This is a genomic window from Stenotrophomonas sp. Bg11-02 (genome assembly GCF_002836635.1).
GTDB lineage: Bacteria > Pseudomonadota > Gammaproteobacteria > Xanthomonadales > Xanthomonadaceae > Stenotrophomonas > Stenotrophomonas lacuserhaii.
The window spans coordinates 32,151-45,688 of sequence record NZ_PJAY01000061.1 but is presented as its reverse complement, the minus strand read 5'-3'; the positions used below and the strand labels follow the sequence as shown (position 1 = coordinate 45,688).

Below are 13,538 nucleotides of genomic sequence, written 5' to 3'. Positions count from 1 at the left end.
GGGTGGGCCATGCAGGACACGCCGTGAATCCGTCCATGGAGGCTCGCTGTTCGCATCCATGCGAACAGACGGTCCTGCATGGCCCACCCACCCGGCGCCCTGACAGGTTCCGGTGGCCACCGGCCGCGTATAAAAAAAATGAAAAGCGGTAGCGCCGACCCATGGTCGGCGGCTCTTTATCAGTTCACCTGACACCATCCGCCGACCATGGGTCGGCACTACCGCAGGTTCCATGGCCGCCATGGACCTGCCGAAGGTGGGGCGGGGTGGCTGTGCAGGACCGTCTTGTCGCATGGATGCGAAAAGCGAGCCTACAAGGACGTACTTGCGGCGTGTCCTGCACAGCCACCCCGCCCCAGCAACACATAGCCCTACAGGCTTTTGCCTTTGCTTCAAAGCGGGCCGCCGGGCTGCAAGCCCGGAAAACCCACCCCTTACCCCCGCGGCTTCGCAGGATTCAGCAGATTGCCGAAGAACAGCGCATTGACCAGCAACCGGTCCGTCCCGTGCCAGTACTTGCGGTGCGCTGGATCATCGGCAAACAGCACCACGTTGCCCTGCCCCTGCGGCGACACCAGCAACCACGCCGAACCACTCACCCGCGCTCGATTACGCTCGGACAGATAGCCATTCACACGCACCTGCTCGTCCACCCGCACCACCGTGGAGAACGGATTGGCGCTGGGCTGCAGCACCACCGCGTTCTCCTTGTTAACCGCCAGTTGCCGGCGCGGCGTGCCGAAGCCCAGCGGATGGCTGGTATCGATGTCCGCGCTCAGGATGTTGCCACTTACCCGCTCGATGGCCGCGATGTCGCGCTGGTCGCCGAACGCTTTGCGCGAGGCATCGGCGGCCTCTTCGTCCGCGCCCAGTTTCTCGCCATCAGCCAGCTTCTTCTCGATCGCCCAACGCGATGCGGTGCCGTAGGTCACCAACGATCCGCCGGCCTGGATCCAGCGCTTCAGCGCGCCGACCGCCGCTTCATCCACGCCCTCGTACTTGCCACCGGACAACACGATGGAGGTGTAGCGGTCCAGCGGCACCTTGCCCAGTTGCGAAGGATCGATCTTGCTCGCCGGCAGCTGCAGCTGCTGGTCCAGCAGGAACCACCCCGAGCCGATCTCGGTCGCGTTGACACCCTCGCCCATCACCAGCGCCACGGCCGGTCTGCGCAGCGCCTTGACGCTGTCGCTGCCCAGGTCGATGCCACCGCGGCTCTGGCCGCTGGCCAGCGCGTAGGCCGGCACGCCGCTGTCCTTGGCCGCCGCCTGCACCGCCTCCAGCAGCGCGGCGCCCTGCAACGGCTGGCCGGCGATCGGCACCACGATGCTGCCCGGGGCGAAGGCCACCTCGCCGGCCGAGGTACCGGCAGTGAACGCCTGGAAGGCCGCCCGCGTGGACAGTCCCTTGGCCTGCAGTGCATACAGCGCGCGGCCGGCGTTGTAATCGCGCCAGTCGATCACGTACGCATAGCCGGCCTGGCCGCCCTGCACGCCACCATGGGCGTCGGCCACCGCAGTCACCCGTGCGCCCTCGCCGATGCGGCTCCTGCTGGCCGCGAAGGCCACGCCGTAGGCCGGTGCGATCGCATACGACGTGCTGCCATAGAACACATCGCCCTTGATCTGCGGCGTGTCGGCGAAGATCGAATGCACCAGCCGGAACTGCGGCTGCGCCGCCGGCACCACATAGGCACTGCCCGGTTCGAAACGGCGTCCATCCACGGTCACCGCCGATGCCAGCGCATGCACCTCGATCCGATGCAGCAGCAGCAGTTCCAGCAGCTTGCGGGTCAGCGCCGGATCATGCGCGTCGCCGAACACGAAGCTCTTCAACGGCTGCTGCCCGGCCTGCTTCAGCGCCGACTGGAAGAAGGATTTCTGCAGCGACAGCAGGCCTTCGCGCTCGGCGACCGCCCCGCGCACCGTGCCCAGCCCGGTGGCCACCTGGTTGCGGATGGTGAACGGGAAGGTCAACGGACCGTTGGCCGACTCCTGCACGCGTCCGCGCGAGCTCGCCTGTTCGACGGTCACCCCGACCGCGCCATGGAAATCCGGGTAGGTGGAGCCATACACCGGGGAGAAGTTGTCATAGTTTTCACCGGTGTAGTACAGCGAGCCCAGCGCATCCAGCGAGGCGGCGTGGTACTTGGCCAAGATCTTGTTGAACTCGTACGAAGACGCCGGCAGTAGCGGGCTGTGCATGCTCTTCGGCGACGGCTCGAAGTAGTACGTGCTGTCCTTGCCCATCTCGTGGAAATCGATCTGGACATTCGGATACCACTGGTGGAACACCTCGATCTTCGGTCGGCTGTCCTGCTGGGTCAGCGCCAGCCAGTCGCGGTTGAGGTCGGTGAAGTAGTGGTTGGTGCGGCCCTGCGGGAACGGCTCCACGTGCTCCTTGTCGGCCGGATCAGGCGAGGCGGGGCTGGAGGCATACGCGTTGTGCCAGTTCGCCGCACGGTCGCGGCCATCCGGGTTCTGTGCCGGGTCGAACAGCACCACCGCGTTCTGCAGCCACTGCTGGGTTTCCGCGCTGCGGTTGGCCACCAGGTAGTAGGCCGTCAGCATCGCCGCCTCGCCGCTGGACGTTTCGTTGCCATGCACGCTGTAACCCAGCCACACCACCACCGGGCTGTCACCGGCCGCGCTGCGCGGCTGCGCCGGATCCACCAGGGTGCCGTGCTGCTGGCGGATCGACTCCAGCCGCGCGTGGTTCTGCGCACCGGTCAGCGTGGCGATCAGCAGCGGGCGGCCTTCGTAGCTGCGGCCGATCTCCCGCACCGTGATCTTGTCCGAAAGCCGGGCCAGCTCGTTGAAGTAGGCCACCAGCTGGTCATGCCGGGTGTAGCGGCTGCCAATCTCATAGCCCAGAAACTGCTGCGGGGTGGGGATGGCCGGATCGAAATCCGTGGCCTGCGTGGCCTGCGGGAAGAAGTAGGCGCTCTGCGCCTGCACCGGCGCGGCCGGCAGCACGACCGCCGAAGCGGCAACGAACAGGGACAACAACACACTGCGATGGAAGGACACGACGATTCCCCATGGATGATGGCGCTGCAGCGCCAGTACAGCCCGACCGGCCACGCGGAGTGGCCGGCCGGCATGACCGATGACGCGCGCGTGGCGGCTCAGAAGCGGTAGTCCAAGCCCACCGTGAAGTAGCGGCCGCGCAGGTCGTACTGGCTGAAGTCATACGGTGCGCGGATGCCCGGGAACGAGGCGTCGTACGGCGGGTCCTCATCGCCCAGGTTCTGGATCTTCGCGTACAGGGTCAGCTGTTCGAAGCCGGTGTACCCCACGTACAGATCGAACTGGCTGTAGGAATCCACGCGGTCCTGCACCGCCTGCGCGGTGGCGCTGGCCTTCTGGTCGTAGCCGCTGGTGTAGTACCAGGTCAGCGCGGTCCGCACGTCGCCATGGCTCCAGTCCAGCGTGGTGGTGGCCTTGTTCTTCGGCAGCGTGGCACCCAGGTTGCTGCCGGCGTAATCCACCAGCGGACCGCCGATCACGGTCGGGCGGCGATAGTCACGCACATGGGTATAGGCCGAACTCAGGTTGAAGGTGCCCAGGCGCTCGGTAGGAATACGCTGGCGCAGCTCCACGTCGATGCCGGAGGTCTTCAGGTCGCTCAGGTTCTGGTAGCGGTTGTACACGGCCTGGATCTTGCCGCGCTCATCGCGCTGCACCGCGCCCGGCACGTCGTTGGTCACCAGGGTCTGGGTGTTGTTGGTGCCGACCAGGTTCTCCAGTTCGATCCTGTAGTAATCGACACTGAGGTTGGTGTTCGCCCACGGCGACAGCACCACGCCGAAGTTGTAGCTGCGCGTGCGTTCCGGCTTCAGCTCGGTGTTGCCGACGGTGAAGAAGGTCGGGTTCTGCCGCGAGCCGGGCAGGTCCGGGTCACGCGGGTCGACCACGCTGCCGTAGGAAATGCTGGTGCTGTCCGAGTTCTCGGAAAGCGACGGCGCACGGAAGCCCTTCGATGCGGCAGCACGCACCAGCAGGAAGTCCAGCGGCTGCCAGCGCAGGCCCAGCTTGGGCGAGAACGCGTCGCCGAAGTCATCGTAATGATCCGCGCGCGCGGCCACCGACAGTTCCAGCTTCGAGGCCAGCGGCACGATGGCCTCGGCGTAGGCGGCGCTGACCGTGCGCTCACCGTGCACTTCGGCGATCGCCGGGCGCACCTGCAGGCCGGCATCGATCTGCCACGGATTGTTGGAATCCAGCTTCTCGCGGCGCCATTCCACGCCGGAGGCGAAGCCGATGTCACCGGCCCAGGTATGGCCGAGCGTGCCGGAAATCTTCGCATCTATACCCTGCAGCTTGGACTCGGCCGGGCGCAGGGTGGCGATGTTGATGCCATCGAGCACCGACTGCGGGGTCGCCGACGGATCCAACAGGTTGTAGCTGCCGGTGGCCAGCGCATCGGCCAGCGCCCAGCGGTTGGCGAAGCCACCGGACACCGTCTCGCGCTCGCTGCTGCGTGCACCGAAGGCGCCTACTTCCCAGTCCCAGCGCTCGCTGCTGCCACGCAGCCCGACCAGGCCACGGTAGGACTGCGAGCGGTTGGTCTTGATCGTGCCGCCGAGGTTGAAGAAGGTGTATTCGATGGGGATCGCGCGGCCATACGGGTTGTACGGGTTGCCTGCGGGCAGGTTGGATGACACCGGCTCGGCCAGCCCGGTATCGGAGTTCAGCGCGAAGCGCCCGCTTTCCAGGGTGAAAAACGGGCTGCTGCCGAACCAGGACACGCCCTTGACCTCGCTGTACAGCACTTCGCCGAACGCTTCCACGTTGTCGCTGAGGCGGAAGGTGCCGTTGGCGTAGGCCTGCCAGCGCTTGGTCGACGGTATCAGGGTGGTATACGGCGCCTGGTTGAAACCACAGGTGTCGCCGGCCAGCCCGTCGATCGGCGCACTGGCCACGCGGGTGGTGCCGTCCGGGCACTGCCCGTTGGCGTCCAGCATCGGCACCGACACGCCGTTGACCAGGTAACGTGCGCCCTTGGCCGACCAGCCGTTCCAGCGGCCGCCGGGCTGGTCGCTGTAGATGCCGGACCGGGTCAGGTCACGCTCGTCCTGGTCCAGGCGATCCCGGTTGTAGGCTTCCAGGCTGACCAGGATGTTGTAGCCATCGGTCTCCAGGTCGCCCAGGCCACCGACGAACTTCAGCTTGGTCTCGTCCAGCCCGCCCTGGTCGGCGGTGCCGACGCTGCCACCGATCTCCGCGCCCTGGTAGTTCTGTCGGGTGATGATGTTGACCACGCCGGCCACCGCATCCGAACCGTAGACTGCTGACGCGCCGTCCTTCAGCACTTCGATGCGTTCCACCGCGACCAGCGGCAGCGCATTGAGGTTGACGAAGGTATCCGACAGCCCATTGGCCGGGAAGCCGTAATTCGCCAGGCGACGGCCGTTGAGCAGCACCAGCGTGTTCTTCTGCGATAACCCGCGCAGTCCGATGCCAGCCGAACCGGAGGCCCAGCCGCTGTTGGAGGTCTCGTTGGCGGCGTTGCCGGTATTGGCGGAGATCGAACGCAGCACGTCGGCGACCGACGCCTTGCCGGTCGCTTCAAGCTGTTGGCGACCGATCACCTGCACTGGATTGGCGGTTTCGGTGTCGGTGCGTTTGATGTTGGAGCCGGTGACACGCACGGCGGCCAGGGTGCTGGCATCGCCACTGGCAGCGGTGTCGGCGGACGTTTCGGCGGCGGCAGGCAAAGGCGCGGCCAGGGCGGCGGCAAGGGCCGCCACGAGCAAGGTGTGCTGGGGCATGTCGAAATCGTGGGGTGGGTGGTGGTAACAGTTCCGCAGTAGCACATGAATGGCTGCGGTACAGCCAATAACATCTCTTCATACGGATATAAGAGAAGCTAACATCGCTTCATCGCGATGGAAAGTAAGTTGTTTCCCATGAAACGGCTTTGTCGTCCCCGGGCCGCTACAATCGCGGCATGGAAATCTTCAAAGTCTTCATGATCGAGGCAGCCCACCGGCTGCCGAACGTGCCCCCGGGCCACAAGTGCTCGCGCCTGCACGGGCATTCGTTCCGGGTGGAGCTGAAGGTGGAAGGCGAGCCCGGCGCGGAAACCGGCTGGATCATGGATTTCGGCGACGTCAAAGCCGCGTTCCAGCCGATCTACGACCGCCTGGACCATCACTACCTCAACGACATCCCGGGCCTGGAAAATCCGACCAGCGAGAACCTCGCCACGTGGATCTGGCAGGAGCTGAAGCCGGTGCTGCCGGAACTGAGCGAAATCACGGTGCACGAGACCTGCACCTCCGGCTGCCGCTATCGGGGCCCCGCCAGCCGCTGAGCAAGCGATTGATCCTGAACGCGATTTTCATCGCGGCTGAAAATTCCCCAGCCCCTGTTGCAATGCAGCACGAAAGGCGTATGCTGCACTGCAACAGGTCGCGAATCACCGGATTCCGGAGCCGCAGACCGCCAGGACACTGCATGGGTCCCTCCCCCCGTGCAGTCGCAGGACCCGACAGATCCCTCCCTCTGTCGGGTCCTTTTTTTTTTGCCTATGGCCGTGCCCGTGGCAGGGCGAACCGGAACGCCGCACCCTGCGCGGTCTCCAGCAGGGCGATCTGGCGGCCGTGCAACTGCACGATGCGCTGCACGATCAGCAGGCCGAGCCCACCGTTCTCGCCACGCCGCGGCCCGAGCGCTGCAGGCGCCTGGAACAAGGTGCCGCGCACCCCCGCATCGACGCCCGGGCCATCATCACTGACCGTGACCCATACGTTGTCCGCATCGGCCGCCAACGCAACGTGCACGTGTCCCCCCTGCGGCGTGTGCCGCAGCGCGTTGTCGATCAGGTTGGTCAGCACCCGCTCCACCAGCCCGACATCGGCACGCACCAGCGGCAGTCCCTGCGGGAACCCGGCATCCAGCTGCTGGCCTTTTGCCTGGGCGGACAACTCGAATTTCTGCAGCACGTCCTGCAGCAACTCCGGCAGGGCGAACACTTCCCACTGCAGCTGCACCTGTCCGTGTTCCAGACGCGCCAGCTCGAACAGCGCGCGTGCCAGTCCGCCGACCTTGGCACTCTGCGAAAGCGCGATTGAAAGATAGCGGCGGCGCTCTTCCACGCTCAATGTCGCCTCCTTCATCGCCAGTGTTTCCAGGTACCCATGCAGCGATGCCAGCGGCGTGCGCAGGTCGTGCGAAATATTTGCCACCATCTCGCGACGCTGCAGGTCCTGCTGCCGCAGCTGCTGCCACTGCTCGCCCAGCCGGTGGGCCATCTGTGCGTGGGCATGCTCCAGGATCAGCAGTTCGTCGCGCTCATCCCCGCGCAGGGCGGGCAGCGAAGGCAGGTCGGTGGGCGCATCGATGTCGAAGGACTGGATGCGCCGGGTCAGCTCCCGCAGCGGACGGGTCACCCAGTAGAACGCCACCAGGCCGGCCAGCATGCCCAGCACCGCAACCAGCGCCACCGACCACAGCATGGTCCGCCACTGGCTGCTCGCGGCCAGGTCGTCGGCGAGCATCTGGCGCTGCTCGCCCACCAGCACCACGTACACATAACCCGCCGACCTGCCCTGCACCACCAGCGGCGCCACGCTGAACACCTTGCGCCCGTGTCTGCTGCGCGGATCATCGCCAAGGATCGGCAGCGGCGCGCCGGCCAGCAGCGCCTGCAGCGGCGCCACGTCCACCCGGTCGCGATGCAGGTGGCCACTGGGCGCATCGTGGCCGAGCACGCGGCCCTGGTCATCCAGCAGGTACACCTCCACGCTGGGGTTGACCGCCATCAACTGGCCGAACAGCGCGCGCACTTCCGGCTCGCGCATCCCGGCCTGGTCCATCAGCTCGCTGCGCTGGGCGATATGCCCGGCCAGCCCCAGCGACAGCCGCTGCGCCACTTCCTGCTCGTGCCGCAGCGCCATCCGCATCTGCATGCCCAGCAGCGCCAGGCTGCACAGCACCAGCAGCGCGGCGAACACCGCCGCCAGTTTCTGCCACAGGCGCAGGCGCAACCTCATGCACCACCTCCGGCGGCACCGACCAGCTTGTAGCCGCGGCCCCACACCGTGAGGATCTGCTTCGGGTTGGCCGGGTCTGCTTCGATCTTGTTGCGCAGCCGGTTGATGTGGGTGTTGACCGTGTGCTCGTAGCCATCGTGGCCATAGCCCCACACCTGGTCCAGCAGCTCCGCGCGTGCGAACACCTGCCCCGGGTGGCGGGCGAAGAACAACAGCAGGTCGAACTCACGCGGGGTGAGCTCCAGTTCCCTGCCGGCGTGCAGCGCCACGCGCGCCAGCGGATCCAGCCGCAGGCTGCCCAGCTCGATCACCCCGGCGTCCAGCCGCGCGCTCTGCGCCATCGCCTCGGCACGCCGCAGCAACGCGCGCACGCGCGCCACCAGTTCGGGCATGGAGAAGGGTTTGGCCAGGTAGTCATCGGCGCCCAGTTCCAGCCCGACGATGCGCTGGGTCTCGCTGCCGCGCGCACTGATGATGATGATCGGCACGTAGCGCGCCATCGCCCGCGCACGGCGACAGATCTGCAGGCCATCCACGCCCGGCAGCATCACGTCCAGCACCAGCGCATCCCACGGACCGTCCTGTTCCAGCAGCCGCATGCCGTCATCGCCGCTGGCGGCATGCACCACCGTATAGCCCTCGTCGGCCAGGTGCAGGCGCAGAAGGTCGGCGATATGGACGTCGTCTTCGACGATCAGGACACGCTGGGCGTCAGTCATGGAGGTAGCGCAATCAGGAAGCGTGGGGGCATTGTCAGCGCAGGCCGACCCCGATGTATCACGGAAAATTGAACTCTCTGTGAGGATTCGTTGATCCGCAGGGGCGCAGCATGGCCCCATCGTCCCTGCTGGAGATGGCCATGTCACTGTCCCGACGTCACCTGCTTGGCCTGGGGGGCATGGCCGCTGCCGCCAGCGTGCTGGGCATCGGCGCCTGCAGCCGTGCCGCGCCGGCCGCCGCCGAAGCCGCGCCTGCCCGCCGTTACGAGATCATGCGCAGCGACGCCCAATGGAAGCAGCAGCTGACCCCGGCGCAGTATGCCGTGCTGCGCCAGCAGGCGACCGAACGTGCGGGCAGCAGCCCACTGGACCGCGAGAAGCGCCGCGGCACCTTCCACTGCGCCGGCTGCGCGCTGCCATTGTTTTCCTCCTCGACCAAGTTCGACAGCGGCACCGGATGGCCAAGTTTCTGGGCGCCGCTGCACGATGCCGTCGGCGAACAGCGCGACACCCTGTTCGGCATGGTCCGCGTGGAAATCCACTGCCGCCGCTGTGGCGGGCACCTGGGTCATGTCTTCAATGATGGCCCGCGTCCGACCGGACTGCGCTACTGCATGAACGGTGCCGCGCTGACCTTCGAGCCTGCCGCCAGCACCGATGCCAACGATGCCGGCAGCGCCTGGCGGGTTCCGGTCTGATGTCCTTTCCCTTGTTGATGGAGCGTCGCTGATGCTGTTGCTGCTGGCTTACCTGGGGGGTCTGCTGACCCTGCTCAGTCCGTGCATCCTGCCGGTGCTGCCGTTCGTGTTCGCGCGTGCCGGCGGCTCGTTCCTGCGCAGTACCCTGCCGCTGCTGCTGGGCATGGCGATCACCTTCACCGTGGTGGCCAGCCTGGCTGCCGTAGGCAGTGCGTGGGTGGCACAGGCCAACCAGATCGGCCGCTGGGTCGCCCTGGTGGTCATGGCGGTGTTCGCCCTGGCGCTGCTGTGGCCGGCCTTTGCCGACCGCCTGCTGGCGCCGTTCCAGCGCGTCGGCGCCCGCCTCAGCGCGCGTGCCGATGCCGCCGACGATGCCGGCCGTGGTGGCGCCGGTACGTCGCTGCTGGTGGGTATCGCCACCGGCCTGCTGTGGGCCCCCTGCGCCGGACCGATCCTCGGCCTGGTGCTGACCGGAGCGGCGCTCAACGGCGCCAGCGCCAGCACCAGCAGCCTGCTGCTTGCCTATGCCCTGGGCGCGGTCACCGCGCTCGCGCTGGCGGTGTGGGTGGGCGGCCGCGTCTTCAATGCGCTGAAGGCACGCCTGGGGCTGGGCAACGTGCTGCGCCGCGTGCTCGGCGTGGCGGCGCTGCTGGCGGTGGTCGCCATCGCAATGGGCTGGGACACGGGGGTCCTCACCCGCTTGTCCGCGGTCAGCACGGCGCGGCTGGAACAGGGCCTGCTGGACGCCGTCCCGGGCGCGCAGCCGGGCGGTGTGGCAATGACCAGCACCGGCGCGGCCGCCGCTGATGTGCCGCTGCCGGTCGAAGGCCAGCTGCCTGCCCTGGAAGGCACCACCGGCTGGCTCAACAGTCCGCCGCTGACCCGCGAACAACTGCGCGGGAAGGTGGTGCTGATCGACTTCTGGACCTACTCCTGCATCAACTGCCTGCGCGCGATGCCGTTCGTGCACGAATGGGCCGAGCGCTATCGCGACCACGGCCTGGTGGTGATCGGCGTGCACACCCCGGAGTTCGCCTTCGAGCGCAATCCACGCAACGTGATGCGTGCGGTCGAGCAGCTCAAGGTCACCTATCCGGTCGCGCTGGACAACGACTATGCGATCTGGCGCGCGTTCGAAAACCGCTACTGGCCAGCGCACTATTTCGTCGATGCGCAGGGCCGCATCCGCGCGCACCAGTTCGGCGAGGGCAACTATGCGCACTCCGAGCAGGTGATCCGCCGGCTGCTGCAGGAAGCGGGCCAGACCAACCTGCCACCACCGGCCGACCCCACCGCCGCCACCCTGCAAGGCGTTGCCGAGCAGGCCGACATGGGCAATCTGCGTTCGCCGGAAACCTACCTCGGCCATGCGCGTGCGGAGCACTTCGCCTCACCCGGTGGCTTCCGTAAAGATCAGGCGTTCGACTACGACCTTCCGCAGCAGTGGGCGTTGAACCAGTGGGCGCTGCAGGGCCGGTGGTCGGTCGACCAGGAGTCGGCCACGCTGGCGGCGGCAGGCGGACGCATCGCCTTCCGCTTCCATGCCCGCGACCTGCATCTGGTGCTGGCGCCTGCGGCAGACGGCAAGCCGATCCGCTTCCGCGTGCTGCTGGATGGCAAGCCGCTGCAGGCCGCCGATGCCGGTGGCGATGTGCAGCCCGACGGCACCGGCGTGGTCGATGAGCATCGCCTGTACCAACTGGTGCGCCAGCGCACGGACATCGGCGAGCACCTGTTCGAGATCGAGTTCCTGGACCCGGGTGTCCAGGCCTACGCGTTTACGTTTGGCTGAGGAGGTCTTATGAAACTCTCACTGGAACAAGGTATCGCCGCGGCAGTGGCCGCGCTGGTGGTCGGGGCGCTGGTGGTGTTCGCGGTCGATGCAGGACCGGCCAACGGCGCCGGCATGGGGCCGGCGCGCGCCGCCGAAGAAAGCCGCGCCCTGCCCGCGCCGGCGGGAGCGGCGGCGTTCAAGGACGAGCGCACGCAGGCCAGCGTGGTATTCGCTGGCGGCTGCTTCTGGGGCGTGCAGGGCGTGTTCCAGCACGTCAAGGGCGTGGGCAACGCGGTCTCCGGCTATATCGGCGGCGACGCATCGACGGCACGCTACGAGACCATCAGCAGCGGTCGTACCGGCCATGCTGAAGCGGTACGGGTTGACTACGATCCGCGCCAGGTCAGCTATGGCCAGCTGCTGCAGTTGTTCTTCTCGGTGGCGCACGACCCGACCCAGCTCAATCGCCAGGGGCCGGACCACGGCACCCAGTATCGATCCGCCATCTTCAGCGACGATGCCCGACAACAGGCCGCCAACCGTGCCTACGTGGGCCAGATCGGCACCTCGTTCTCGTCTCCGGTGGTGACCGAGCTGGGCAGCGGCAAGCGCTTCTTCCCGGCTGAGGCGTACCACCAGAATTACCTGGAGCGGAAGCCGCAGGCCGCTTACATCCGCTACTACGACGCACCCAAGCTGGTGGCCCTGCAGCAGCGTTTCCCGCAGCTGTACCGCCGCGATCCGGTGCTGGTGCCGATGAAGTAAGCGTGCAAAAAAAACGCACGTCCATCAAGGGCGTGCGTGGGGGAAATGCCGGAGCTGATGCCAGCAAGGCGCATCGTAGAGCGAAGGGAAACAGGGTTACAGTGGCAGGCTCCCCCTGTTTGGTTGGATACAGATGGCCACCCTGGCCGTCCCGCCCCGCTACCAGCAACTGGCCGATGAGCTGTCCTTGGCGATCCACGCCGGTCGCCTGCCCAGCGGTGCGCGCCTGCCCTCGCTGCGGCAGATGGCGCAGCAGCGCAAGGTCAGCCTGAACACCGTGATCGGCGCCTACCGGCAACTCGAAGATGCCGGGCTGGTGGTGCCGCTGCCGCGGTCCGGCTTCGAAGTTGCCGCCCGCCTGCAGGTTCCCCTTCGATCGCTGCGTGATGCACCCTCCGAGCCCACTGCGCCGAGCCAGCCGGCGATGCTGGCGCGGGTGCTTGCCGCCCAGCAGCGGCCACAAGTGCTGGACCTGGCCTTCGCCGGCCCGCGCGGGCGCGCCTTCTATCCCGGCGTGCAGCTGCAGCGGGCCACCGCGCAGGTGCTGCGCCGCAGCCTGGCCACGGTGGAAACATATGCGCGCCCGGACGGTTCACAGGCCCTGATCCGGCAGATCGTGCAGCGCGGCCCGCGGATGGGCCTGCACACCGTGCCCGGCCGGATCACGCTCACCCATGGGGCAATGGAGGCCCTGCAACTGGCGCTGCGCGCGGTGACTGAACCGGGCGATGCGGTGGGCATCGAAGCGCCGTCGTATTTCAACCTCTACCCCCTGTTGGCCAGCCTTAGCCTGCAGGCGATCGAACTGCCCACCCACCCGCAGCGGGGCCTGGACGTGGAAGCACTCGATGCGCTGCTTGACACTACCGCACTGGCCGCGCTGGTGGTGATGCCCACGGTGCACAACCCGCTGGGCTGCACCATGCCGGTGGCGGCCAAGCAGCGCCTGGCCGAACTGGCCAATGCACGCCGCCTGCCGGTGATCGAAGACATCGTGTACGCCGAACTGCAGCACAGTGAACCGCTGGAGCCGCTGCTGAAGGCCTTCGACCGCGATGGCTGGGTAATGGTGTGCGCGGGTTTTTCCAAGACTTTGGCACCGGACTACCGCGTCGGCTGGCTGGAAGGCGGGCGTTTCATCGAGCGCATCGCGCTGCTCAAGTTCCATTCCAGCGGCGCCGAATCAAGGCTGCTCGGCGATGCGGTCGCCGCCTTCCTGGAAGGCGGCAACTACGAGCACCACCTGCGCCGCATGCGCCGCCTGTACCGCGAGCAGACCAGCAAGGTGCGGCAGCTGGTTGCCCAGCATTTCCCGCCCGGCACGCGGGCGACCGAACCCACCGGTGGCTTCCTGCTGTGGCTGGAGATTCCCGGCGTGGACACCGGCGAGCTGTTCGAACAGGCACTGGCCGAGGACATCGTGTTCATGCCCGGCCAGATCTATTCGCGCGGCGCGCGCTACCGCCACTGCCTGCGCTTGTCCTGCTGCCAGGAGCTGGATGCGCGTTACATGGCGGGCATTGCGAGGATCGGGGCGCTGGCCACGGCACTGGCCGCCAGCACCGCCGTGCCTTGCTAGACTG

9 protein-coding genes are annotated in these 13,538 nt (G+C 67.2%); 5 read left to right on the top strand and 4 right to left on the bottom strand.

The genetic code is table 11. The features are described 5' to 3' along the window. Positions 1-434: 434 nt before the first annotated feature. Complete coding sequence (locus tag CXG43_RS12055; RefSeq protein WP_101100159.1) at positions 435-3,029, bottom strand: M14 family zinc carboxypeptidase; 2,595 nt, start codon at positions 3,027-3,029, stop codon at positions 435-437. A 98-nt stretch (positions 3,030-3,127) separates the two neighbouring features. After that, positions 3,128-5,773, bottom strand: coding sequence for a TonB-dependent receptor (locus CXG43_RS12050; RefSeq protein WP_101100158.1), 2,646 nt, complete (start codon positions 5,771-5,773; stop codon positions 3,128-3,130). Positions 5,774-5,952: 179 nt separating this feature from the next. Between CXG43_RS12050 and queD the strand changes: the two genes are divergently transcribed. Then, positions 5,953-6,318: a 6-carboxytetrahydropterin synthase QueD gene (gene queD / locus CXG43_RS12045; RefSeq protein ID WP_101100157.1), complete on the top strand. Its 366-nt coding sequence runs from the start codon at positions 5,953-5,955 to the stop codon at positions 6,316-6,318. A 214-nt stretch (positions 6,319-6,532) separates the two neighbouring features. Here queD and CXG43_RS12040 read toward each other — a convergent pair whose 3' ends face one another. Next, on the bottom strand, positions 6,533-7,999 hold the full coding sequence (locus tag CXG43_RS12040; protein ID WP_101100156.1) for a HAMP domain-containing sensor histidine kinase: 1,467 nt from the start codon (positions 7,997-7,999) through the stop codon (positions 6,533-6,535). Continuing rightward, positions 7,996-8,718 (bottom strand): response regulator transcription factor, encoded by a 723-nt coding sequence (locus tag CXG43_RS12035; RefSeq protein ID WP_101100155.1) that lies wholly within the window; start codon positions 8,716-8,718, stop codon positions 7,996-7,998. Before CXG43_RS12035 ends, CXG43_RS12040 begins: the two co-directional genes overlap by 4 nt. A 140-nt stretch (positions 8,719-8,858) precedes the next feature. Between CXG43_RS12035 and msrB the strand changes: the two genes are divergently transcribed. From msrB to CXG43_RS12015, 4 genes are all read left to right on the top strand, one after another. After that, positions 8,859-9,416, top strand: a complete 558-nt coding sequence (gene msrB, locus CXG43_RS12030; RefSeq protein ID WP_101100272.1) for a peptide-methionine (R)-S-oxide reductase MsrB — start codon at positions 8,859-8,861, stop codon at positions 9,414-9,416. A 28-nt stretch (positions 9,417-9,444) separates the two neighbouring features. Beyond that, positions 9,445-11,208, top strand: coding sequence for a cytochrome c biogenesis protein DipZ (locus tag CXG43_RS12025; RefSeq protein ID WP_101100271.1), 1,764 nt, complete (start codon positions 9,445-9,447; stop codon positions 11,206-11,208). A gap of 9 nt (positions 11,209-11,217) precedes the next feature. Continuing rightward, a complete protein-coding gene (msrA, locus tag CXG43_RS12020; protein WP_101100154.1) occupies positions 11,218-11,955 on the top strand; it encodes a peptide-methionine (S)-S-oxide reductase MsrA in 738 nt (245 codons plus the stop codon). A 133-nt stretch (positions 11,956-12,088) separates the two neighbouring features. Further along, positions 12,089-13,534 carry a PLP-dependent aminotransferase family protein gene (locus tag CXG43_RS12015; protein WP_101100153.1) on the top strand — a complete coding sequence of 482 codons (1,446 nt, stop codon included), beginning with the start codon at positions 12,089-12,091 and terminating at the stop codon, positions 13,532-13,534. Positions 13,535-13,538: the final 4 nt, after the last annotated feature.